Below are 24,065 nucleotides of genomic sequence, written 5' to 3' on the forward strand. Positions count from 1 at the left end.
CACCGGCACCCCGCAGACGCCGGGCTGCGCAACACCCCCGTCCAGCCCCACCACGCGGTCGCCTACATCCAGTCGGGCTCCGGCTCGGTGTCCACGTCGGGCCAGTCGTCCGGGCGGCCGGGGTCGTCGGACCCGGCACCGCCGTCCCCCGGCGCCGTCAGCCCGGCCAGCACGGCCACCACACCCTCCCCGTACGTCGCCAGCTTCTTCTCCCCCACGCCGCTGATCCCGCCGAGCTCGGCCACCGACGTGGGCCACACCGTGGCGATCTCCCGCAGCGTGGCGTCGTGGAAGATGACGTAGGCCGGGACTCCCTGCTCGCGGGCCTGCTCGGCACGCCAGGCGCGCAGCGCCTCGAACGCGGGGGCCAGTTCCGCGGGCAGCTCGGCCGCGGCGGCCTTGGCCTTGCGCTCGCCCCGGCTGCTCGTGCCCCGGGCCGCCGCCGGCTTCTCCGGCTCCTTGCGCAGCGGCACCTCCCGCTCCCGCCGCAGCACCGCCCCGCTCGCCTCGGTCAGCACCAGCGTGCCGTACTCCCCCTCGACGGCGAGCAGTCCCTGGGCGAGCAACTGGCGCACGACGCCGCGCCATTCGGCCTCGCTCAGCTCCTCGCCGATGCCGAACACCGACAGCTGGTCGTGGTCGAACTGGATGACCTTGGCCGTGCGCCGCCCCAGCAGGATGTCGACGATCTGCACCGCGCCGAACTTCTGCCCGCGCTCCCGCTGCAGCCGCACCACCGTGGACAGCACCTTCTGCGCCGCGACGGTCCCGTCCCAGGTCTCCGGCGGGATGAGGCAGGTGTCGCAGTTGCCGCAGCCCGCCGGGTCGGGATCCTGGCCGAAGTAGGCGAGAAGCTGGCCTCGCCGGCACCGGACGGTCTCGCACAGGCCGAGCATCGCGTCCAGATGCTGGTTGGCCCTCCTCCGGAACGCCTCGTCGCCCTCGCCGGACTGGATCAGCTTGCGCTGCTGTATGACGTCGTTGAGCCCGTACGCCATCCAGGCCGTGGACGGCAGCCCGTCGCGTCCCGCGCGGCCCGTCTCCTGGTAGTAGCCCTCGACGGACTTGGGCAGGTCGAGGTGGGCGACGAACCGGACGTCCGGCTTGTCGATGCCCATGCCGAACGCGATGGTCGCCACCACGACCAGGCCCTCCTCCCGCAGGAACCGCGCCTGGTGCCTGGCGCGCGTCCCCGCGTCGAGGCCCGCGTGGTACGGCACCGCCTCGATGCCGTTGCGACTGAGGAATTCGGCGGTCTTGTCCACCGAGTTGCGCGACAGGCAGTAGACGATGCCCGCGTCCCCGGCGTGCTCCCCGCGGAGAAAGCTCAGCAGCTGCTTCTTGGGGTCCGCCTTGGGCACGATCCGGTACTGGATGTTGGGCCGGTCGAAGCTCGCCACGAAATGCCGGGCGTCCGGCATGCCGAGCCGCTCGGTGATCTCCCGGTGCGTGGCGTGCGTGGCCGTCGCCGTGAGCGCGATGCGGGGCACGTCCGGCCACCGCTCGCCGAGCACCGACAGCATGAGGTAGTCCGGCCGGAAGTCGTGGCCCCACTGGGACACACAGTGCGCCTCGTCGATCGCGAAGACGGAGATCTTGCCGCGCGAGAGCAGGTCCTGGGTGCTGTCCAGCCGCAGCCGCTCCGGTGCGAGGTACAGCAGGTCCAGCTCGCCGGCGAGGAACTCCGCCTCGACGACGCGCCGCTCGTCGAAGTCCTGCGTGGAGTTCATGAACCCGGCCCGCACGCCCAGCGCCCGCAACGCGTCCACCTGGTCCTGCATCAGCGCGATGAGCGGGGAGACGACGACTCCCGTACCCGGTCTGACCAGGGCCGGAATCTGGTAGCAGAGCGACTTTCCGCCACCGGTCGGCATGAGCACGACGGCGTCGCCGCCCGTGACCACATGCTCGATGACCGCTTCCTGCTCACCGCGGAAGGCGTCGTACCCGAACACCCGGTGCAGCGCGGCCAGCGCCTCACTCTCCGTCACTGTCATCCCGCCACTACCGCCCGTCACCGTGCCCCCGTGAGCCGTCCCTCGACCACTGCCTCCACGATAGGGGTCCGCACCGACAGCTCCGGAGTTGTCCACAGGCCGCTCACCCGACGACTTCGGCCCGGCACCCCCCGAAGGGTGCCGGGCCGAAGTCGACGTGCTGGTGAGGGCCGTATCAGCGCACGAACACTCCCGCGTCCCCCGCCAGCTCCAGGAAGTACTGGGGTGCGACGCCCAGCACCACCGTGACGGCCACGCCGACCCCGATCGCCGTCATCGTCAGCGGTGACGGCACCGCGACGGTCGGGCCCTCGGGGCGCGGCTCGCTGAAGAACATCAGGACGATCACGCGGATGTAGAAGAACGCCGCGATGGCCGACGAGATCACACCGACCACGACCAGCGGGGCCGCTCCGCCCTCGGCCGCCGCCTTGAACACGGCGAACTTCCCGGAGAAACCCGAGGTCAGCGGGATGCCCGCGAAGGCCAGCAGGAACACCGCGAACACCGCCGCCACGAGCGGGGAGCGACGGCCGAGGCCCGCCCACTTCGACAGGTGCGTCGCCTCGCCGCCGGCGTCCCGGACCAGCGTGACCACCGCGAACGCGCCGATCGTCACGAACGAGTACGCCGCCAGATAGAAGAGGACGGACGAGATGCCCGACGGCGTGGTCGCGATGACACCCGCGAGGATGAAGCCCGCGTGCGCGATCGACGAGTACGCCAGCAGCCGCTTGATGTCGGTCTGGGTGATCGCCACGATCGCACCGGCCAGCATGGTGACGATGGCGACGGCCCACATGACCGGCCGCCAGTCCCAGCGCAGACCCGGCAGCACGACGTACAGGATCCGCAGCAGCGCGCCGAACGCCGCCACCTTGGTCGCCGCCGCCATGAAACCGGTCACCGGCGTCGGGGCGCCCTGGTACACATCGGGCGTCCACATGTGGAAGGGGACGGCGCCGACCTTGAACAGCAGGCCCATGACCAGCAGCGCGGCGCCGACCAGCAGCAGCGCGTCGTTGCCCATGGTGTCGGCGAGCGCCGGGTTGACGTCCTGGACCGTGCCGTCGACAACCTGGGCGATCGTGGCGTACGACATCGAGCCCGAGTAGCCGTACAGCAGCGCGATGCCGAACAGCGTGAACGCGGAGGCGAACGCGCCGAGCAGGAAGTACTTGACCGCCGCCTCCTGCGACATCAGCCGCTTGCGGCGGGCCAGCGCGCACAGCAGGTACAGCGGGAGCGAGAGGACCTCGAGCGCCACGAACAGCGTCAGCAGGTCGTTGGCCGCCGGGAAGACCAGCATGCCGGAGACCGCGAAGAGCAGCAGCGGGAACACCTCGGTGGTGGTGAACCCGGCCTTGACCGCCTTCTTCTCGCTGTCGCTGCCCGGTACGGACGCGGCCTGCGCGGCGAAGGAGTCCACCCGGTTGCCGTGCGCCTCCGGGTCAAGCCGGCGCTCGGCGAAGGTGAACAGGCCGACCATGGCCGTGAGCAGGATCGTGCCCTGGAGGAACAGGGCCGGCCCGTCGACGGCGATGGCGCCCATCGCCACGATGCCCGCCTTGGTGGTGCCGTAGCCGTCGGCGGCGAGCGCCACGACCGCGGCGAAGGCGGCGGCCAGCGCGACCACGGCGACGAACATCTGCGCGTAGTAGCGCGACCTGCGCGGTACGAACGCCTCGACCAGCACCCCGAGGACCGCCGCTCCGACGATGATCAGGGTGGGTGCGAGCTGTCCGTATTCGATCTTCGGCGCGTCGATCTTCGAGATCGGGTCGGCCGCCGTTGTCCACAGGCTGTGGACGGCTGTTGCGCTCACTTGGCGGCCTCCACCTCGGGCTGGGGGTCCTTCTTCTGTACGTCGGACATGGTGTGCTCCACCGCCGGGTTCACGACGTCCGTGACGGGCTTCGGGTAGACGCCCAGGAAGACCAGCAGCACGACCAGCGGTGCCACCACCGCGATCTCCCGCACCCTCAGGTCGGGCATCGCGGAGACCTCGGGCTTCACCGGGCCGGTCATCGTCCGCTGGTACAGGACGAGGGTGTAGAGCGCGGCGAGGACGATGCCGAAGGTGGCGATGATGCCGATCACCGGGTAGCGCGTGAACGTGCCGACCAGGACCAGGAACTCACTGACGAAGGGCGCGAGCCCCGGCAGGGAGAGGGTCGCGAGCCCGCCGATCAGGAAGGTGCCGGCGAGCACCGGGGCGACCTTCTGCACACCGCCGTAGTCGGCGATGAGCCGGGAGCCGCGCCGCGAGATCAGGAACCCGGCGATCAGCATCAGCACGGCGGTCGAGATGCCGTGGTTGACCATGTAGAGCGTCGCCCCGGACTGGCCCTGGCTGGTCATCGCGAAGATGCCCATGATGATGAAGCCGAAGTGCGAGATCGACGCGTACGCGATCAGCCGCTTGATGTCGCGCTGGCCGACCGCGAGCAGCGCGCCGTAGATGATGCTGATGACCGCCAGCACGAGGATGGCGGGCGTCGCCCACTTGCTGGCCTCCGGGAACAGCCCGAGGCAGAAGCGGAGCATCGCGAAGGTGCCCACCTTGTCGACGACCGCCGTGATCAGCACGGCCACCGGGGCGGTGGACTCCTGCATGGCGTTGGGCAGCCAGGTGTGCAGCGGCCACAGCGGCGCCTTCACCGCGAAGGCGAGGAAGAAGCCGAGGAACAGCCAGCGCTCGGTGCTCGTCGCCATGTCCAGCGAGCCGTCGGCCCGCGCCTCGGCGATCTCGGTGAGCGAGAAGTTCCCGGCGACCACGTACAGCCCGATCACCGCGGCCAGCATGATCAGACCGCCGGCCAGGTTGTAGAGCAGGAACTTCACCGCCGCGTACGACCGTTGCGTCGCCGCCGTCTCCTCACCGTGCTCGTGGGCACGGTCCCCGAAGCCGCCGATGAGGAAGTACAGCGGGATGAGCATGGCTTCGAAGAAGATGTAGAAGAGGAAGACGTCGGTGGCCTCGAAGGAGAGGATCACCATCGCCTCGACGGCCAGGATCAGGGCGAAGAAGCCCTGCGTCGGCCGCCACCTCTTGCTTCCCGTCTCCAGCGGGTCGGCGTCGTGCCAGCCCGCCAGGACGATGAACGGGATCAGCAGGGCGGTCAGCGCGATCAGCGCCACCGCGATGCCGTCCACGCCCAGTTCGTACCGGACCCCGAAGTCCGCGATCCAGGCGTGGGACTCGGTGAGCTGGTAGCGGTCGCCGTCCGGGTCGAACCGCACCAGGACGACGATCGCCAGCACGAGCGTGGCGAGCGAGAACAGCAGGGCCAGCCACTTGGCGGCCGTGCGTTTCGCGGCCGGTACGGCGGCCGTGGCGATCGCCCCGATGGCCGGGAGCACCGCCGTCGCTGTCAGCAGAGGAAAGGACATCGGTATCAGACCGCCCTCATCAGCAGGGTCGCGGCGACGAGGACCGCCGCGCCGCCGAACATGGAGACCGCGTAGGACCGCGCGAAGCCGTTCTGCAGCCTGCGCATCCGCCCGGACAGGCCGCCCATGGAGGCCGCCGTGCCGTTGACGACCCCGTCGACCAGGGTGTGGTCGACGTACACCAGCGAGCGGGTGAGGTGCTCACCGCCGCGGACCAGGACCACATGGTTGAAGTCGTCCTGGAGCAGGTCGCGCCGGGCGGCCCGGGTGAGCAGCGACCCGCGCGGGGCGACGGCCGGCACCGGACGGCGCCCGTACTGGGCCCAGGCGACCGCCACGCCGATGACCATCACGGCGACCGTGGCGGCGGTCACCGTCATGGCGCTGATCGGCGCGTGACCGTGGTCGTGCCCGGTGATGGGTTCGAGCCAGTGCATGAAGCGGTCGCCGATGCTGAAGAAGGCACCGCCCGCGACCGACCCGACGGCCAGCACGATCATCGGGATCGTCATGATCTTCGGGGACTCGTGCGGGTGCGGCGGCTCGTACGCGCCGCGTGTCTTCGCGGCGGGCTCCACGTCCGGCTCCGCCGGGGACGGCGTCGGCGCGTTGCGCCAGCGCTCCTCGCCGAAGAACGTCATCAGCATCACGCGCGTCATGTAGTACGCGGTGATGGCCGCGCCCAGCAGGGCGCAGGCGCCGAGGATCCAGCCCTCGGTGCCGCCCTTGGCGAACGCCGACTCGATGATCTTGTCCTTGGAGAAGAAGCCGGACAGGCCCGGGAAGCCGATGATCGCGAGATAGCCGAGCCCGAAGGTGACGAACGTGACCGGCATGTACTTGCGCAGTCCGCCGTAGCGGCGCATGTCGACCTCGTCGTTCATGCCGTGCATCACGGAGCCGGCGCCGAGGAACAGTCCGGCCTTGAAGAAGCCGTGCGTCACCAGGTGCATGATCGCGAAGACGTAGCCGATGGGACCCAGACCGGCGGCGAGCACCATGTAGCCGATCTGCGACATGGTCGAGCCGGCCAGCGCCTTCTTGATGTCGTCCTTCGCGCAACCGACGATCGCACCGAACAGCAGCGTGACCGCGCCGACGATGGTGACGACCAGTTGCGCGTCCGGGGCGCCGTTGAAGACGGCCGCGGAGCGGACGATCAGGTACACGCCCGCCGTCACCATGGTCGCGGCGTGGATCAGGGCCGAGACCGGGGTCGGGCCCTCCATCGCGTCCCCGAGCCAGGACTGCAGCGGCACCTGCGCGGACTTGCCGCAGGCTGCGAGCAGCAACATCAGGGCGATCGCGGTGAGCTTGCCCTCGCCGGCCTGCCCGGCGAGGCCGGGCTCCTCCAGGGTGCCGAGCACCGGCCCGAAGGCGAAGGTGCCGAACCACAGGAACATCAGCATGATCGCGATCGACAGGCCCATGTCACCGACGCGGTTGACCAGGAAGGCCTTCTTCGCCGCCGTCGCCGCGCCGGGCTTGTGCTGCCAGAAGCCGATCAGCAGGTAGGAGGCGAGACCGACGCCCTCCCAGCCGACGTACAGCAGCAGGTAGTTGTCGGCGAGGACGAGGATCAGCATCGCCGCGAGGAACAGGTTCAGATAGCCGAAGAAGCGGCGGCGCCGCTCGTCGTGCTCCATGTACCCCACGGAGTACAGGTGGATGAGCGAGCCGACGCCGGTGATCAGCAGGACGAACGTCATCGACAGCTGGTCGAGCCGGAAGGCGACGTCGGCCTGGAAGCCCTCCACCGGGATCCAGCTGAACAGGTGCTGCGTGACGGTGCGTTCCTCGGCACCCTTGCCCAGCAGGTCGGTGAACAGCACCAGGCCGAGCGCGAAGGAGACGGCCGCGAGCAGCGTGCCGATCCAGTGGCCGACGGCGTCCAGCCGGCGTCCGCCGCACAGCAGGACCGCCGCTCCGAGCAGGGGCGCCGCCACCAGCAGCGCAATCAGGTTCTCCACGATTCAGCAGCCCCTCACAGCTTCATCAGGCTGGCGTCGTCGACCGAGGCCGAGTGGCGGGAACGGAACAGGGACACGATGATCGCCAGCCCGACCACGACCTCCGCGGCGGCGACGACCATCGTGAAGAACGCGATGATCTGGCCGTCGAGGTTGCCGTGCATCCGGGAGAAGGCGACGAACGCGAGGTTGCAGGCGTTGAGCATGAGCTCGACGCACATGAAGACGACGATCGCGTTGCGCCTGATCAGTACGCCGGTGGCGCCGATCGTGAACAGCAGCGCGGCCAGGTACAGATAGTTGACGGGGTTCACTTCGACGCCTCCTCGGCCCGCTTGAAGGTCGGCGCGTCGACCGCACGGCGCTCCAGACGCTCCTCCGCGCGCTGCTCCATCGCCCGCAGGTCGTTGATCGCCTCCTGCGACACGTCACGGACCTGACCGCGCTCCCGCAGCGTCTTGCTGACGGTGAGATCCGACGTGGTGCCGTCGGGCAGCAGACCCGGGATGTCCACGGCGTTGTGCCGGGCGTAGACGCCGGGCGCCGGGAGCGGCGGCAGGTACTTGCCGCCGCGCACGCGCTCCTCGGCCAGCTCCCGCTGGGTCTTGGCGCGCTCGGTACGCTCCCGGTGGGTGAGCACCATGGCGCCGACGGCGGCCGTGATGAGCAGGGCGCCGGTGATCTCGAAGGCGAAGACGTACTTGGTGAAGAGGAGGGCCGCGAGGCCCTCCACGTTGCCGCCCGCGTTCGCCTCACCGATGCCGTTGAACTCGCTGAGCGAGGCGTTCCCGATCCCGCCGATCAGCAGGACGCCGAAGCCGAGCCCGCACAGCAGGGCCAGCCAGCGCTGGCCCTTGATGGTCTCCTTCAGGGAATCCGCCGCGGTGACACCGACCAGCATCACCACGAACAGGAACAGCATCATGATCGCGCCGGTGTAGACGACGATCTGGACGACGCCCAGGAAGTAGGCGCCGTTGGCCAGGTAGAACACCGCCAGGATGATCATGGTGCCGGCGAGGCAGAGCGCACTGTGCACGGCCCGCCTCATGAAGACGGTGCACAGGGCGCCGATCACGGCGACCGTGCCGAGGATCCAGAACTGGACGGCCTCTCCGGTGGAGGTGCCGGCGGAGAGAGTCGCCGCGGCGGCGAGCTGCCCGGTCATCGCCCGATCACCTTCTCCGACGCCGGCTCCTCCGGGCCGAAGGTCGAGGCGGCCTCCTGCACGACCTCGCCCTCGGAGTGGGCGGCCTGCTGCTCCGTACCGGGCGCGGCCTCGGTCACCAGGCCCCGGTAGTAGTCCTGTTCGTCGGTGCCCGGGTACATGGCGTGCGGGGAGTCGACCATGCCCTCCTCCAGACCGGCGAGCAGCTGCTCCTTGGTGTAGATGAGGTTGGCGCGGCTGGAGTCCGCCAGCTCGAACTCGTTGGTCATCGTCAGCGCGCGCGTGGGGCACGCCTCGATGCACAGGCCGCACAGGATGCAGCGGGCGTAGTTGATCTGGTACACCCGCCCGTACCGCTCGCCGGGCGAGTAGCGCTCCTCCTCGGTGTTGTCCGCGCCCTCCACGTAGATCGCGTCGGCGGGGCAGGCCCAGGCGCACAGCTCGCAGCCGACGCACTTCTCCAGGCCGTCCGGATGGCGGTTGAGCTGGTGCCGTCCGTGGAAACGCGGAGCGGTGGTCTTCTGCTGCTCCGGGTACTGCTCGGTCAGCCGCTTCTTGAACATGGCCTTGAAGGTCACGCCGAAGCCGGCCACGGGGTTCAGGAAACCGGGCTTGGTCTCCTTGGGCTCCTCAGCCATCGGACGCCTCCTTTCCATCCGTGGATCCGCCCACAGATCCGTCACTCTGAGTATCGGGGGCACCACTGACAATCAACTCCCGCTCCTGGCGCGAACGGCGTCGCGGCACCGGCGGCGACTCCTGTCCCGGCAGCGGCGGTACGGGGAACCCGCCGCCCATGGGGTCGAAGGCGGGCGGGCCCTCGGCGGGCCGGCCGGCCTCCTTCCCCTTGCCGCGGAACAGGTCGGCGACGAAGGACAGCAGGAGGAGGGCGAGGACGGCACCGCCGATGTAGAGGGCGATGTCGGCGAAGTCGTAGTTCTCGTTCCGCAGCGCCCGCACGGTGGCGACGAGCATCAGCCACACCAGGGACACCGGGATGAGGACCTTCCAGCCGAGCTTCATCAGCTGGTCGTAGCGGACCCGCGGGAGCGTGCCGCGCAGCCACACGAAGCCGAACAGCAGCGAAAGGAGCTTGCCCGTGAACCAGAGCATCGGCCACCAGCCATGGTTCGCGCCCTCCCAGAACGTGCTGATCGGCCACGGGGCCCGCCAGCCGCCCAGGAAGAGGGTCACGGCGACGGCCGAGACGGTCACCATGTTGATGTACTCGGCGAGCATGAACATCGCGAACTTGATCGACGAGTACTCGGTGTTGAAGCCGCCGACGAGGTCGCCCTCGGACTCCGGCATGTCGAAGGGGGCGCGGTTGGTCTCGCCGACCATCGTCACGATGTAGATGAGGAAGGAGACCGGCAGCAGCAGGATGTACCAGCGGTCGGTCTGCTGCTCGACGATCGTCGACGTCGACATCGACCCCGAGTAGAGGAACACGGAGGCGAACGCCGCGCCCATGGCGATCTCGTACGAGATCATCTGCGCGCAGGAGCGCAGGCCCCCCAGCAGCGGATAGGTGGAGCCGGAGCTCCAGCCCGCCAGGACGATGCCGTAGATGCCGACCGAGGCGACCGCGAGGATGTACAGCATCGCGATCGGCAGGTCGGTCAGCTGCATGGTGGTGCGCTGCCCGAAGATCGAGATCTCGTTGCCGGCCGGGCCGAAGGGGATCACCGCGAACGCCATGAAGGCCGGGACGGCCGCGACGATCGGCGCGAGGACGTAGACGGCCTTGTCCGCGCGTTTGACGATGACGTCTTCCTTGAGCATCAGCTTCACGCCGTCGGCGAGCGACTGGAGCATGCCCCAGGGGCCGTGCCGGTTGGGGCCGATGCGCAGCTGCATCCAGGCGACGACCTTGCGCTCCATGACGATGGAGACCAGCACGGTCACCATCAGGAAGGCGAAGCAGAACACCGCCTTGACGACGACCAGCCACCAGGGGTCGGTGCCGAACATCGAGAGGTCTTCAGCCGCGAGGTACGAGCTCATGCCTCCACCTCCTCGGTGGCCTCGTCGGCGAGCGTCGCCGGGCCGATACGGACGAGTGAGCCGGGCAGCGCCCCGGCGCCGGAGGCGACGCCGCCGCCGACGGAGTTCAGCGGGAGCCACACCACGCGGTCGGGCATCTCGGTGACGGCCAGGGGCAGCTCGACCGTTCCTGCGGTGCCGGTCACCGCGAGCAGGTCGCCGTCCTTGACGCCGGCCTCGGCGGCCGTGGCGGCCGACACGCGCGCGTGGGCGGCGTGCCGGGTACCGGCGAGCGCCTCGTCGCCCAGTTGCAGGACACCCTCGTCGAGCAGCAGCCGGTGCCCGGCGAGCACGGCCTCCCCGGCGGCCGGCCGGGGCAGCGCGCCCGCGGTCTCCAGCGGGTCGGTGGCCCGGGGGCCGTCCCAGGTGCCGAGCCGGTCGAGCTCCGCGCGGATCGTGCGCAGGTCCGGCAGTCCCAGATGGACGTCCATGGCGTCGGCCAGCATCTGCAGCACGCGCGCGTCGGCGGGCGCGAGCCGTCGGGTCATCTGCTCGGGCTTGAGCGCCGCCTCGAACATGCGGACCCTGCCCTCCCAGTTGAGGAAGGTGCCGGCCTTCTCGGCGACCGCGGCGACCGGCAGGACGACGTCGGCGAGTTCGGTGACCTCACTGGGCCGCAGCTCCAGCGACACCACGAACCCGGCCTCCGCGAGTGCGGCACGCGCGCGTGCCGGGTCGGGCAGGTCGGCGACCTCCACGCCCGCGACCAGCAGCGCCTGGAGCTCACCGCGTGCCGCCGCCTCGACGATCTGTCCGGTGTCGCGGCCGTAGCGGTGCGGCAGTTCGGCGACGCCCCACGCGGCGGCGATCTCCGCGCGTGCGCGCGGGTCGGTCGACGGCCGGCCGCCGGGCAGCAGCGCCGGCAGCGCGCCCGCCTCCACGGCGCCGCGCTCCCCGGCCCGGCGCGGGATCCACACCAGCCGGGAGCCGGTGGCGGCGGCGAACCGGACGGCCGCGGTCAGGCCGCCCCGTACGGCCGCCAGCCGCTCGCCGACGACGATGACCGCGCCCTCGCCCCGCATCGCCTCGGCGGCCCTGGCCCCGTCGCCCTCCAGGCCGACACCGCCGGCGAGCGCGTCCAGCCATTCGGTCTCGGTGCCGGGGGCCGCCGGCAGCAGCGTGCCGCCGGCCTTCTCAAGACCGCGCGTGGCGTGCGTGGCCAGGGCGAAGGTCTTCTGTCCGTGCCCCCGCCAGGCCTTGCGCAGCCGCAGGAAGACGCCGGGCGCCTCCTCCTCGGACTCGAACCCGACCAGCAGGACCGCGGGCGCCTTCTCCAGGTGCGTGTACGTGACACCCGTGCTGTCGAGGTCACGGCCGCGGCCCGCCACCCGAGCGGCGAGGAAGTCGGCCTCCTCGGCGCTGTGCACGCGCGCGCGGAAGTCGATGTCGTTGGTGGCGAGCGCCACCCTCGCGAACTTGCTGTACGCGTAGGCGTCCTCGACGGTGAGCCGGCCGCCGGTCAGGACACCGGTGCGACCGCGCGAGGCCAGCAGACCCTGCGCCGCGATCTGCAGCGCGTCCGGCCAGGACGCCCGCTCCAGCTCGCCCTCCGGGTTGCGCACCAGCGGCGTGTCGAGGCGGTCCGGCAGCTGCGCGTACCGGAACGCGAAGCGCCCCTTGTCGCACATCCACTCCTCGTTGACCTCGGGGTCGTGCGCGGCGAGCCGCCGCATGACCTTGCCGCGCCGGTGGTCGGTGCGGGTGGCGCAGCCGCCGGAGCAGTGCTCGCACACCGACGGCGACGAGATCAGGTCGAAGGGGCGGGAGCGGAACCGGTACGCCGCCGAGGTGAGCGCGCCGACCGGGCAGATCTGGATGGTGTTGCCGGAGAAGTACGACTCGAAGGGGTCGCCCTCACCGGTGCCGACCTGTTGGAGCGCGCCCCGCTCGATCAGCTCGATCATCGGGTCGCCGGCGATCTGGTTGGAGAACCGGGTGCAGCGTGCGCACAGCACGCACCGCTCGCGGTCGAGCAGTACCTGTGTGGAGATCGGGACGGGCTTCTCGTAGGTGCGCTTCTTGCCCTCGAAGCGGGACTCGGCGTTGCCGTGCGACATCGCCTGGTTCTGCAGCGGGCACTCGCCGCCCTTGTCGCAGACCGGGCAGTCCAGCGGGTGGTTGATGAGCAGCAGCTCCATCACACCCTTCTGGGCCTTCTCCGCGACCGGCGAGGAGAGCTGGGTCTTCACCACCATCCCGTCGGTGCAGGTGATGGTGCAGGACGCCATGGGCTTGCGCTGGCCCTCGACCTCGACGATGCACTGGCGGCAGGCGCCCGCCGGGTCGAGGGCGGGGTGGTCGCAGAACCGGGGGATCTCGATGCCGAGCTGCTCGGCGGCCCGGATGACCAGGGTGCCCTTGGGCACGCTGATCTCGGCGCCGTCGATCGTCAGCGTCACGAGGTCCTCGGGCGGGACCGCCGCCTCTCCGCCTCCGGAGGGGCGCTCGCCCGCGGCGGAGCCGCTTGTGGACTGCTGAACAGTCATGCGTTCACCTCCGTACGGTGGTCGGCCCAGGCCGTGGACCTGGCCGGGTCGAAGGGGCAGCCCCGGCCCGTGATGTGCTGCTCGTACTCCTCGCGGAAGTACTTGAGCGAGGAGAAGATCGGCGAGGCGGCGCCGTCGCCGAGGGCGCAGAAGGACTTGCCGTTGATGTTGTCGGCGATGTCGTTCAGCTTGTCGAGGTCGGCCATCCGTCCCTTGCCGGCCTCGATGTCCCGCATCAGCTGGACCAGCCAGTACGTCCCCTCGCGGCAGGGCGTGCACTTGCCGCAGGACTCGTGGGCGTAGAACTCGGTCCAGCGGGTGACGGCGCGGACGACGCACGTCGTCTCGTCGAAGCACTGCAGGGCTTTCGTGCCGAGCATGGAACCCGCGGCGCCCACTCCCTCGTAGTCAAGGGGGACGTCGAGGTGCTCGTCGGTGAACATCGGTGTCGAGGAGCCGCCCGGTGTCCAGAACTTCAGCCGGTGGCCCGCACGCATCCCGCCGCTCATCTCCAGCAGCTGGCGCAGCGTGATGCCGAGGGGTGCCTCGTACTGTCCGGGGTTGGTGACGTGGCCGCTGAGGGAGTAGAGCGTGAAGCCGGGGGACTTCTCGCTGCCCATCGAGCGGAACCATTCCTTGCCCCGGTTCATGATGGCGGGAACCGACGCGATCGACTCGACGTTGTTCACCACAGTCGGGCACGCGTAGAGGCCCGCGACGGCAGGAAAGGGGGGACGCAGCCGCGGTTGACCCCGGCGGCCTTCGAGCGAGTCGAGCAGCGCGGTCTCCTCACCGCAGATGTACGCGCCCGCGCCCGCGTGCACGGTGAGTTCGAGGTCGAGTCCGCTGCCCAGGACGTTCTCGCCGAGGAAGCCGGCCGCGTGGGCCTCGCGCACGGCCTCGTGCAACCGTCGCAGCACGGGGACGACTTCACCACGCAGATAGATGAAGGCATGGGACGACCTGATGGCGTAGCAGGCGATGACGATGCCCTCGATGAGGCTGTGCGGGTTCGCGAAGAGGAGCGGAATGTCCTTGCACGTTCCGGGCTCCGACTCGTCGGCGTTGACCACCAGATAGTGGGGTTTTCCGTCGCCCTGGGGAATGAACTGCCACTTCATTCCCGTCGGGAAGCCGGCGCCGCCGCGCCCGCGCAGACCGGACTCCTTGACGTACGCGATGACGTCGTCCGGTGACATGGCGAGCGCCTTGCGAAGCCCCTCGTACCCCTCGTGCCTCCGGTAGACGTCCAGCGTCCAGGACTCGTCCTCGTCCCAGAAGGCCGACAGCACGGGTGCGAGCAGCTTCTCCGGGCTCATGTCCTTGAGTTCGGGTGCCAAGGTCATCACTCCCCCTCCTCGGCGACGGGCCCCGACGGGTTGGAGGGGCGAGGCGAAGTCTCTCCATCACGGGTGGTGGTGGGTGACGGGTGGGCGGGGTCGGAGGCCGATGTGTCCTGCGGCGCGTCGTGCGAGCTGAGGTGCTCGGTGGGCGACGGATCGTGCGGCGGAGTGTCCCGGGGCGTCTCGCCTCGCGGGTGCACCACGCGCGCGGGCGTCGCCTCCCCCTTGGCCAGCTTCAGGCCGATCAGGGAGGCGGGGCCCGCGCTGCCGGTGGCCTCGACGGCTCCCTCGCGCGCGTCGGGGAAGCCCGCCAGGATGCGGGCGGTCTCCTTGAACGTGCACAGGGGCGCCCCGCGGGTCGGCGCGACCGGGCGGCCGGCGCGCAGGTCGTCGACCATGCGCTTGGCGCTCTCGGGGGTCTGGTTGTCGAAGAACTCCCAGTTCACCATCACCACGGGCGCGAAGTCGCAGGCCGCGTTGCACTCGATGTGCTCCAGGGTGACCTTGCCGTCGTCGGTGGTCCCACCGTTGCCGACGCCCAGGTGCTCCTGGAGCTCCTCGAAGATCGCGTCGCCGCCCATGACGGCGCACAGGGTGTTGGTGCACACCCCGACCTGGTAGTCACCGCTCGGCCGGCGCCGGTACATGGTGTAGAAGGTGGCGACCGCGGTCACCTCCGCGGTGGTCAGGCCGAGCACGTCCGCGCAGAACCGCATCCCGGTGCGCGTGACATGGCCTTCCTCCGACTGCACGAGGTGCAGCAGCGGCAGGAGGGCGGACCGGGAGTCCGGGTAGCGGGCGATGACCTCGCGCGCGTCGGTCTCCAGCCGGGCCCGGACGTCGTCCGGGTAGGCGGGTGCGGGCAGTTCGGGCATGCCCAGGCTGACGCCCCGCTCGGACCGCTCCGAAGAAGAGGTGGTCACCGGTCGACGCCTCCCATCACGGGGTCGATGGACGCGACGGCGACGATGACGTCGGCGACCTGGCCGCCCTCGCACATCGCCGCCATGGCCTGCAGGTTGGTGAAGGACGGGTCGCGGAAGTGGACCCGGTAGGGGCGGGTGCCGCCGTCGGAGACGACATGCGCCCCGAGCTCGCCCTTGGGCGACTCGACCGCCGCGTACGCCTGTCCCGGCGGGACGCGGAAGCCCTCGGTGACCAGCTTGAAGTGGTGGATCAGGGCCTCCATGGAGGTGCCCATGATCTTCTTGATGTGGTCGAGGGAGTTGCCCAGTCCGTCCGGGCCCAGGGCGAGCTGGGCGGGCCAGGCGATCTTCTTGTCGGCGACCATGACCGGTCCGGGCTGGAGCCGGTCCAGGCACTGCTCGACGATGCGCAGCGACTGGCGCATCTCCTCCAGCCGGATCAGGAAGCGGCCGTAGGAGTCGCAGGTGTCGGCGGTCGGGATGTCGAAGTCGTAGTTCTCGTATCCGCAGTACGGCTGCGACTTGCGCAGGTCGTGCGGGAGGCCGGTGGAGCGCAGGATCGGGCCGGTGGCGCCGAGGGCCATGCAGCCGGCCAGGTCGAGGTAGCCGACGTCCTGCATGCGGGCCTTGAAGATGGGGTTCCCGGTGGCGAGCTTGTCGTACTCCGGGAGGTTCTTCCGCATCGTCTTCACGAACTCGCGGATCCGGTCCACCGCGCCGGGCGGCAGGTCCTGGGCGAGTCCGCCGGGGCGGATGTACGCGTGGTTCATCCGCAGGCCGGTGATGAGCTCGTAGAGGTCGAGAATGAGTTCACGATCACGGAATCCGTAGATCATGATCGTGGTGGCGCCGAGTTCCATGCCGCCGGTGGCGATGCACACCAGGTGGGAGGAGAGCCGGTTCAGCTCCATCAGGAGCACCCTGATGACGGTGGCCCGGTCCGGGATCTGGTCCTCGATCCCGAGGAGCTTCTCGACGCCCAGGCAGTACGCCGTCTCGTTGAAGAACGACGTCAGGTAGTCCATGCGCGTCACGAACGTGGTGCCCTGGGTCCACGTGCGGTACTCGAGGTTCTTCTCGATGCCGGTGTGGAGGTAGCCGATGCCGCAGCGGGCCTCGGTGACCGTCTCGCCGTCGATCTCCAGGATCAGGCGGAGCACTCCGTGGGTGGACGGGTGCTGCGGCCCCATGTTGACGACGATGCGCTCGTCGTCGGCGCGGGCTGCGGTCTCGACGACTTCGTCCCAGTCGCCACCGGTGACCGTGTAGACGGTGCCCTCGGTGGTCTCCCGAGGGGAGGCCACCGAGGAGGTGGTCCCGGAGGGACTCGATGAGGGGTGGTGGCCGGGCGACGGGTTGGGAGTGCTCATGAGTACGACCTCCGCTGGTCCGGAGCCGGGATCTGGGCGCCCTTGTACTCGACGGGGATGCCGCCGAGGGGATAGTCCTTGCGCTGCGGATGGCCCTGCCAGTCGTCCGGCATCATGATCCGCGTGAGGGCCGGGTGACCGTCGAAGACGATGCCGTAGAAGTCGTACGTCTCGCGCTCGTGCCAGTCGTTCGTCGGATACACGGAGAACAGTGACGGGATGTGCGGGTCGCTGTCGGGGGCGCTGACTTCCAGGCGGATCAGCCGGTTGTGGGTGATCGAGCGCAGGTGGTAGACGGCGTGCAGTTCGCGGCCCTTGTCGTTCGGGTAGTGCACGCCGCTGACGCCGGTGCACAGCTCGAAGCGCAGGGCGGGGTCGTCGCGCAGGGTCTTCGCGACCCGGACCAGGTGCTCGCGCTCGATGTGGAAGGTGAGTTCGCCGCGGTCAACGACCGTCTTCCCGATGGCGTTCTCCGGGAGCAGGTCCTGCTCCTCCAGGGCTCCCTCCAGCTCGTCGGCGACCTCGTCGAACCAACCGCCGTAGGGACGGGACGCCGGCCCCGGGAGCCGGACCGAGCGGACCAGGCCGCCGTAGCCGGAGGTGTCGCCGCCCTTGTCGGCGCCGAACATGCCGCGCTGGACGCGGATCTCCTCGCCTCCCTGGCCGCGCTGGCCGGGGAGGTTCTCGGCGGACAGGTCCTTCTCGGGGTTCACCCCGTTCGACCCGTCGGCACCGTTCGCGTCGCTCATCGCAGCAGCCCCTTCATCTCGATCGTGGGCAGGGCCTTGAGCGCCGCCTCCTCCGCCTCGCGGGCCGCCTCCTCGGCGTTCACGCCGAGCTTGGAGGTCTGGATCTTCTGGTGGAGCTTGAGGATGGCGTCCATCAGCATCTCGGGGCGGGGCGGGCAGCCGGGGAGATAGATGTCGACCGGGACGATGTGGTCGACGCCCTGCACGATCGCGTAGTTGTTGAACATGCCGCCCGAGGAGGCGCAGACCCCCATGGAGATGACCCACTTGGGGTTCGGCATCTGGTCGTAGACCTGCCGCAGCACCGGCGCCATCTTCTGGCTGACCCGCCCGGCGACGATCATGAGGTCCGCCTGCCGCGGTGAGCCGCGGAAGACCTCCATGCCGAAGCGCGCCAGGTCGTAACGGCCGGCGCCGGTGGTCATCATCTCGATGGCACAGCAGGCGAGGCCGAACGTGGCGGGGAAGACGGACGACTTGCGCACCCAGCCCGCGGCCTGCTCGACGGTGGTCAGCAGGAATCCGCTCGGCAGCTTTTCTTCGAGTCCCATGGCTAAAGGCCCCTCAGTCCCATTCCAGGCCGCCGCGCCGCCATACGTACGCGTACGCGACGAAGACGGTGAGCACGAAGAGCAACATCTCCACGAGCCCGAAAATCCCCAGGGCGTCGAAGGTGACGGCCCAGGGGTAGAGGAAGACGATCTCGATATCGAAAATGATGAAGAGCATCGCCGTCAGGTAGTACTTGATGGGGAAACGCCCGCCGCCGGCCGGCGTGGGGGTCGGTTCGATACCGCACTCGTAGGCCTCGAGCTTGGCGCGGTTGTACCGCTTCGGACCGATCAGCGTGGCCATGACCACGGAGAAGATCGCAAAGCCTGCCCCGAGGGCTCCCAGTACGAGGATGGGCGCATACGCGTTCACCGCTCCTCGCTCCTCTCAGTCGGCACTGACTGCTATGGGGTCCCCCCGGGGGTGAGCGAAGCCGAGCCCCTGGGGGAGGTGGTGCATCGGGCTCGTTCCGCCTCGACAGCCCCACGAACCACGCCCGCCCCGGCGAAGATCGAGAACATGTGAAGCAGGTCACAAGCCCAACCGCTCCGCATCCTATGCCCGTAGGTCTGTGATCTGCGACACGGGGTATTGCACAAGCTTTGTGATCTCCACCACCTGACGAACGATCATGAAGTCGGATGAGCGGTGATCTTCACACGCCAAGCATCCAGGCGATCACCAAAGGTGACATTTTGCCTCGTCGGTGCAGCTCAGGGAGTCCATCTCCATATCAAGAGGCTTCCCGCGCATGCAAATTGGTGTTGGACTTGATCTCTTGATAGAGGCGCGTTCACACATCAGGGGGACCGGAGGCGGGATGTGGACGTGTGCACGCGTTCACGAAGTCCCGGCGACGTGATCCGGCCATCGCCCCGGCCATCGGTTCGGCCGTCGCCCCGGCCGTCGGTCCCCGCGTCGATCCCGGCGGCCGGCCGGAGCGCGACCGGCACTCCCCGACGCGACGGTGCGGGTAATCGTTCCGTGACCTGCGTCACATTCATGAGAGGCGCATGAGAAGAGGGGTTGGCCAACCGGTCGAACCAGTGGTAAGTGCGGGGCAATCCGGACGTAACGATGAAAGTACGTGATCACGGGCCGATCACGAGCGCCCGCAATGTCCGTTAGGGCGTCAATAAAAAGCGACACGCCCGGGATTCGGAGCCCCGGTTGAACAACTGTGGCGCAGCACACGTTTCTTGAAGATATGAAGCAGCGCCTGGTACCGGTTGTCCCTATGTCCCACACCGCTCACATACGCAGCCACCGGAAGCCCCGCCGTACCGCGTCGTCCACGATGGCGATGCGGGCCGGAGTTGCCGGTGGCGTCCTCAGCACCCTGGCAGTGGCCGCGGCGGGTTCGGCGAACGCTGCCGAGCCGGTGACGCAGACCCTCGAACTGCCCACCCTGACGGCAGACCTGGCCGCTCAGGTCGCCCAGTCCGCGGACGCCACCCAGCAGGCCGCCGCGAACTACCAGCTGCAGGCCGAGCGTGACGCGGCCGCGGAGAAGGCCTCCAAGGAGGCCAAGGCCGACCTCGCCGTGGCCAAGAAGAAGGCGGAGGCGAAGAAGGAGGCCGCCGAGGAGGCCCGCAAGGCCGCCGCCGAGCGCGCCACCCGCAACGCCGAGCGCCCTTCCCTCACCACCGCCACCACCGCCACGACCGCCTCCGCGCCGGCCAGCGGCAGCGTCGCGACGGTCATCGCCTTCCTGCAGGCGCAGGTGGGCGACGCCTACGTCATGGGCGCCTCGGGCCCCAACGCCTGGGACTGCTCCAGCCTGGTCCAGGCCGCGTTCCGCCAGGCCGGCGTCGACCTGCCGCGCGTCTCGCAGGACCAGTCGATGGTCGGCACCGATGTCTCGCTGTCCAACCTCCAGGTCGGCGACATCCTGTACTGGGGCGGCAAGGGTTCCGCGTACCACGTGGGTGTCTACATCGGCGGTGGCCAGTACCTGGACGCCGCCAACCCCTCCAAGGGCGTCGTCATCCAGGACCTTTCCGGCTACCCCGCGTCGGGTGCCGTGCGCGTGCTCTGAGCCGCGCCTCGTCATGGATCGAAGGGCCGCTGCCGCTCGGGGGCAGCGGCCCTCCGCCGTTCCCGCACACCGCGCCAAGATCGCCCGATTGCCCGAATCGTCCCGTCGTCCGGGCGGGTTGACGGTACCGGTGCGCGCCGATGGAGCGCCGTACAGCCCCGTGACGGCCCCTCACGGCGCCCCGGCACGGACGCCGACGGCCGGAGCCCGTCCTCCGGACTCCGGCCGTCCACAGCGCCGCTCACGGCTTCGCGCCGCGCGGGCGCTCACTCACACCTCTCAGGCGACGGTCCCGCCCGTCTGCCGTGCGCGGTGGCGCAGCAGCACGGTCACGCCCGCCCCGAGGCCCAGCGCCAGCAGCGCCGCCCCGCCGATCAGCGCCACTCCGCCGGCGCCGGTGGACGCCAGACCGCCCTGGACGCCGGTCCCCGTGACGTCGCCGGACGTGCCGTTCGTGCCGGAACCGGAGGTGCCCCCCTGCCCGGAACCGGACGAGGGCGAGGGCGAGGGCGAGGCGGACGGCGTGGCGCCGCCGCCGTTCTGGCCCGTTCCGCCGTCCGTCTGCTCGTCCGGGCCGTTCAGGACGATCCAGGCCGAATTGTTCGCGTGATCCGAGTCGAAGGGGTCGTCCCACTCCGGCAGTGCCACCTCGCCCTTGGCGTTCTCCACGACCCGGTCGACACGCAGCTCGAACGGGAAGCCGAGCTCGGCGTCCTCCAGGAGCGGGGTGCTCACCCAGCAGCGGTAGCCCTTCTCGCCCTCGGCGACGGTGATCTCCCGGCACTTCTCCGGGGCCTTGGTGACGGTCGCCCCTTCGGGAGCCTCCACCGTGAAGGAGAAGGGCTCACCGCCGGACCGCAGCGCGCTGATCCAGGCCGGGCCGTTGTTGCGGAAGCCGATCTCCGCCGTGACGGTGTCGCCGGCCTCGGCATCCAGCGCGGCGCCGGTCAGCTCCAGGTCGTAGGTGTTCGTCGTGGGCAGGTCCAGTTCCGCGTACCGGGAATAGTCCGCGGGGTCGGCGCCGGCGAGCTTCTTCAGCTTCAGGTCCGCTCCGGTGCCCTGCCGGTAGTCCTTGGCCTCGCGCAGGCCGGCCGTCTCGCTCGGGGGGACGGCCGTGAAGGAGTAGGTGAAGATGTCGTGCAGCGCGAAGTCCGCGGTGCTCACCTTCAGCGGCTCGGCCAGTGCGTACGCCGTGCCGGCGTCGATGGTGTCCGGGAAGGTGCAGATGACGTCGGTGCCCTGGCGCAGCAGCGGGCCGGTGGTCACCTCGGAGTAGGCGCAGTTGCCGAAGGAGTCGGGGAAGGACACCCCGCGGGAGCCGTGGAACCGCAGCACCGCGCCCTCGGCGGCCATGGTGCCCGTGTTGCGCAGGCCCACGGGTGCCTTGTAGGTGTCGCCCGCCCGCAGATCACCGGGCGGGGGCAGCTCGCGGTTCACGAACTCGGGGCCGCCGACGAGCACGTCGATGCTCAGCGGCGTGAAGGCCAGCCCCTTGCCCTCACCGGTGACGGTGATGCTGCCGAAGTCCCCGGCCTCGCTGTCGTCGTCGATGTCGAGCCGGATGCCGCCGACCCGGTTGTACTGCTGCCCTGCGTACAGCTCGCTGCCCGTGCAGACGGCGACGAGACCGTCGGCGTCGCAGGGGAGTTCCACCGAGGCGACGCCCGCCAGCTCGGTGGCGTCGATGCGGATCGTGTAGTCGCCGGTGAACACGGGCGGGACGACACCGTCACCCTCGAACTCCTCGCCCGGGGCGTTCAGTCGCAGCATGACCTGCGGTTCCGAGGGGTCGCCGTTGTCGGACTGCAGTGACAGATCGACCCGGTCCTCGCCGGTGACGGTCACGGGAAGGGGCGCGTCGGCCGCCCGGGCGGTGCCCGCGGCGCCGGCCGCGACCAGACTCGCGGCGGCCACCAGCCCCAGGGCTCTGAGCGGCCCTAACCGCCGGATTGCCTGCTGTGTCATGGAAGGCTCTTTCGTCGTACGGGACGTGCCTGAGTGGCTACGTCCCGTACGACACCGGCCGAAGTCGAACAGTTGTCCACGAATGTGTTACGTGATGATCACGATCGAACACCCCGTCACATCGGTCACGCCTTCGGCGCCACCTTGCTCAGACCGTTGATGATGCGGTCCATCGCGTCGCCGCCCGTCGGGTCCGTCAGGTTGGCGAGCAGCTTCAGGGTGAACCTCATCAGCATCGGGTGCGTCAGTCCGCGCTGGGCGGCGATCTGCATGACCTTCGGGTTGCCGATGAGCTTCACGAAGGCCCGGCCGAGCGTGTAGTAGCCGCCGTAGGTGTCCTTCAGCACGCGCGGATAGCGCTGGAGCGCGATCTCCCGCTGGGCCGGGGTGGCACGCGCGTGGGCCTGGACGATCACGTCGGCGGCGATCTGCCCGGACTCCATGGCGTAGGCGATGCCCTCGCCGTTGAAGGGGTTCACCAGTCCGCCCGCGTCGCCGACCAGCAGCAGGCCGCGCGTGTAGTGCGGCTGACGGTTGAAGGCCATGGGGAGCGCGGCGCCGCGGATCGGGCCGGTCATGTTGTCCGGGGTGTAGCCCCAGTCCTCCGGCATCGAGGCGCACCAGGCCTTGAGGACCTCGCGCCAGTCCAGTTCCTTGAAGGAGTCGGAGGTGTTGAGCACGCCGAGGCCGACGTTGCTGGTCCCGTCACCCATGCCGAAGATCCAGCCGTAGCCGGGCAGCAGACGGTCCTGCGGGCCGCGGCGGTCCCACAGCTCCAGCCAGGACTCCAGGTAGTCGTCGTCGTGGCGGGGCGAGGTGAAGTACGTGCGGACCGCGACGCCCATCGGACGGTCCTCGCGGCGGTGCAGGCCCATCGCCAGGGACAGCCGGGTGGAGTTGCCGTCGGCGGCCACCACCAGCGGGGCGTGGAAGGTGACTTCCCTCTTCTCCTCGCCGAGCTTGGCCTTCACACCGGTGATGCGCCCGGTGCGGTCGTCGATGACGGGCGCGCTCACGTTGCAGCGCTCGTACAGCCGGGCGCCCGCCTTCTGGGCCTGCCGGGCGAGCTGCTCGTCGAAGTCGTCGCGCTTGCGGACCAGGCCGTAGTCGGGGAAGGAGGCGAGATCCGGCCAGTCCAGCTGGAGGCGGACACCGCCGCCGATGATGCGCAGACCCTTGTTGCGCAGCCAGCCGGCCTCCTCGGAGATGTCGATGCCCATCGCGACGAGCTGCTTCGTGGCGCGCGGGGTGAGGCCGTCGCCGCAGACCTTCTCGCGCGGGAACTCGGTCTTCTCCAGCAGGAGCACGTCGAGTCCGGACCGGGCCAGGTGGTAGGCGGTGGTGGAGCCGGCTGGCCCCGCGCCCACGACGATCACATCGGCGGTGTTGTCGGAGAGGGGCTCGGTCACGGCGGGATCTCCCCAAGTTCGAAATCTGCGTGCCGACCGGCACTGGACATGGGCAGTCTATTCAGCACGATTGATCACCCGGCTGAAGGGCTGCCCCGTGAACCGAGCTCTCCCCGCTGTACGGCTGCGCGTCCCCACCCATGAGGACGCCTTCGCCTGGCACCGGATCTTCGACGACCCGGACGTCATGGAGTTCCACGGCGGCGCCCCGGCGGAGCTGTCCGTCTACGAGGAGCTCACCGCCCGCCAGCGTCGCCACGACGCCCAACTCGGCTTCTGCCTGTGGAGCATGCTCGACAGGTCCGGCCGGGTCATCGGCTTCACCGGCGCCCAGCCGTGGGAGCGCGACTGGGGCCCCACGGGCGAGATCGAGATCGGCTGGCGGCTCGCGCGGGAGCACTGGGGCAAGGGGTACGTCACCGCGGCGGCCCGGCAGACACTGGAGCGGGTGCGGGTGACGGGCCTGAAGGGCGTGGTGGCGATGGTGGACGCCCGCAACGCCCGCTCGATAGCGGTGACCCGGCGGCTCGGGATGCGCCTCGCCGAGACGTTCACGATCCCGTCCTCCCCGCGCGAGGGCCACTGCTACCGGCTGGACCTCTGACCCCGACACCGGATCGTCACTCAAAGTGGTCAATTGTCACGGAAAGCCA

General features: G+C 69.8%; 19 protein-coding genes. 2 read left to right on the forward strand and 17 right to left on the reverse strand.

Annotation, left to right across the window (positions count from 1 at the left end):
* Positions 1 to 62: 62 nt before the first annotated feature.
* The 15 genes from recQ to ACH4VX_RS24065 all read right to left on the reverse strand — a co-directional run bounded on the left by recQ (position 63) and on the right by ACH4VX_RS24065 (position 18,372).
* Entirely contained in the window at positions 63 to 1,997 is a 1,935-nt protein-coding gene (gene recQ, locus ACH4VX_RS23995) for a DNA helicase RecQ (protein ID WP_398369936.1), read from the reverse strand.
* A 175-nt stretch (positions 1,998 to 2,172) separates the two neighbouring features.
* Positions 2,173 to 3,822, reverse strand: coding sequence for an NADH-quinone oxidoreductase subunit NuoN (nuoN, locus tag ACH4VX_RS24000; RefSeq protein WP_398369938.1), 1,650 nt, complete (start codon positions 3,820 to 3,822; stop codon positions 2,173 to 2,175).
* Positions 3,819 to 5,390 carry an NADH-quinone oxidoreductase subunit M gene (locus tag ACH4VX_RS24005; RefSeq protein ID WP_398369939.1) on the reverse strand — a complete coding sequence of 524 codons (1,572 nt, stop codon included), beginning with the start codon at positions 5,388 to 5,390 and terminating at the stop codon, positions 3,819 to 3,821. Before ACH4VX_RS24005 ends, nuoN begins: the two co-directional genes overlap by 4 nt.
* Positions 5,391 to 5,395: 5 nt before the next feature.
* Positions 5,396 to 7,360, reverse strand: a complete 1,965-nt coding sequence (nuoL, locus tag ACH4VX_RS24010; protein WP_398369941.1) for an NADH-quinone oxidoreductase subunit L — start codon at positions 7,358 to 7,360, stop codon at positions 5,396 to 5,398.
* A gap of 14 nt (positions 7,361 to 7,374) precedes the next feature.
* A complete protein-coding gene (gene nuoK / locus ACH4VX_RS24015; protein ID WP_004927567.1) occupies positions 7,375 to 7,674 on the reverse strand; it encodes an NADH-quinone oxidoreductase subunit NuoK in 300 nt (99 codons plus the stop codon).
* Positions 7,671 to 8,528, reverse strand: coding sequence for an NADH-quinone oxidoreductase subunit J (locus ACH4VX_RS24020; RefSeq protein WP_398369943.1), 858 nt, complete (start codon positions 8,526 to 8,528; stop codon positions 7,671 to 7,673). The genes nuoK and ACH4VX_RS24020 overlap by 4 nt, the downstream gene beginning before the upstream one ends.
* On the reverse strand, positions 8,525 to 9,166 hold the full coding sequence (nuoI, locus tag ACH4VX_RS24025; protein WP_398369945.1) for an NADH-quinone oxidoreductase subunit NuoI: 642 nt from the start codon (positions 9,164 to 9,166) through the stop codon (positions 8,525 to 8,527). The genes ACH4VX_RS24020 and nuoI overlap by 4 nt, the downstream gene beginning before the upstream one ends.
* Positions 9,159 to 10,535, reverse strand: coding sequence for an NADH-quinone oxidoreductase subunit NuoH (gene nuoH / locus ACH4VX_RS24030; protein WP_398369947.1), 1,377 nt, complete (start codon positions 10,533 to 10,535; stop codon positions 9,159 to 9,161). The genes nuoI and nuoH overlap by 8 nt, the downstream gene beginning before the upstream one ends.
* Positions 10,532 to 13,060 (reverse strand): NADH-quinone oxidoreductase subunit G, encoded by a 2,529-nt coding sequence (locus ACH4VX_RS24035; protein ID WP_398369949.1) that lies wholly within the window; start codon positions 13,058 to 13,060, stop codon positions 10,532 to 10,534. The genes nuoH and ACH4VX_RS24035 overlap by 4 nt, the downstream gene beginning before the upstream one ends.
* Positions 13,057 to 14,406, reverse strand: a complete 1,350-nt coding sequence (gene nuoF / locus ACH4VX_RS24040) for an NADH-quinone oxidoreductase subunit NuoF (protein WP_398369950.1) — start codon at positions 14,404 to 14,406, stop codon at positions 13,057 to 13,059. Before nuoF ends, ACH4VX_RS24035 begins: the two co-directional genes overlap by 4 nt.
* Entirely contained in the window at positions 14,406 to 15,326 is a 921-nt protein-coding gene (gene nuoE / locus ACH4VX_RS24045; RefSeq protein WP_398369952.1) for an NADH-quinone oxidoreductase subunit NuoE, read from the reverse strand. The genes nuoF and nuoE overlap by 1 nt, the downstream gene beginning before the upstream one ends.
* Positions 15,323 to 16,699: an NADH-quinone oxidoreductase subunit D gene (locus tag ACH4VX_RS24050; protein WP_398369953.1), complete on the reverse strand. Its 1,377-nt coding sequence runs from the start codon at positions 16,697 to 16,699 to the stop codon at positions 15,323 to 15,325. Before ACH4VX_RS24050 ends, nuoE begins: the two co-directional genes overlap by 4 nt.
* Complete coding sequence (locus tag ACH4VX_RS24055) at positions 16,696 to 17,448, reverse strand: NADH-quinone oxidoreductase subunit C (protein WP_398369954.1); 753 nt, start codon at positions 17,446 to 17,448, stop codon at positions 16,696 to 16,698. The genes ACH4VX_RS24050 and ACH4VX_RS24055 overlap by 4 nt, the downstream gene beginning before the upstream one ends.
* Positions 17,445 to 17,999, reverse strand: coding sequence for an NADH-quinone oxidoreductase subunit B family protein (locus ACH4VX_RS24060; protein WP_010041554.1), 555 nt, complete (start codon positions 17,997 to 17,999; stop codon positions 17,445 to 17,447). The genes ACH4VX_RS24055 and ACH4VX_RS24060 overlap by 4 nt, the downstream gene beginning before the upstream one ends.
* A 13-nt stretch (positions 18,000 to 18,012) precedes the next feature.
* Complete coding sequence (locus ACH4VX_RS24065) at positions 18,013 to 18,372, reverse strand: NADH-quinone oxidoreductase subunit A (protein ID WP_003974383.1); 360 nt, start codon at positions 18,370 to 18,372, stop codon at positions 18,013 to 18,015.
* An 835-nt stretch (positions 18,373 to 19,207) separates the two neighbouring features.
* Between ACH4VX_RS24065 and ACH4VX_RS24070 the strand changes: the two genes are divergently transcribed.
* Positions 19,208 to 20,038 (forward strand): C40 family peptidase, encoded by an 831-nt coding sequence (locus ACH4VX_RS24070; RefSeq protein WP_398369957.1) that lies wholly within the window; start codon positions 19,208 to 19,210, stop codon positions 20,036 to 20,038.
* Positions 20,039 to 20,317: 279 nt separating this feature from the next.
* On the opposite strand, the gene ACH4VX_RS24075 is transcribed toward ACH4VX_RS24070, so the two are convergent.
* Both ACH4VX_RS24075 and ACH4VX_RS24080 read right to left on the reverse strand, forming a co-directional pair.
* Entirely contained in the window at positions 20,318 to 22,003 is a 1,686-nt protein-coding gene (locus ACH4VX_RS24075; protein WP_398369958.1) for a hypothetical protein, read from the reverse strand.
* Positions 22,004 to 22,128: 125 nt separating this feature from the next.
* Complete coding sequence (locus ACH4VX_RS24080; RefSeq protein ID WP_398369960.1) at positions 22,129 to 23,412, reverse strand: geranylgeranyl reductase family protein; 1,284 nt, start codon at positions 23,410 to 23,412, stop codon at positions 22,129 to 22,131.
* Positions 23,413 to 23,509: 97 nt separating this feature from the next.
* Between ACH4VX_RS24080 and ACH4VX_RS24085 the strand changes: the two genes are divergently transcribed.
* On the forward strand, positions 23,510 to 24,016 hold the full coding sequence (locus ACH4VX_RS24085; RefSeq protein ID WP_398369961.1) for a GNAT family N-acetyltransferase: 507 nt from the start codon (positions 23,510 to 23,512) through the stop codon (positions 24,014 to 24,016).
* Positions 24,017 to 24,065: the final 49 nt, after the last annotated feature.

Origin of the sequence: Streptomyces sp. NPDC020731, from assembly GCF_044334705.1 — a bacterium.
Lineage (GTDB): Bacteria > Actinomycetota > Actinomycetes > Streptomycetales > Streptomycetaceae > Streptomyces.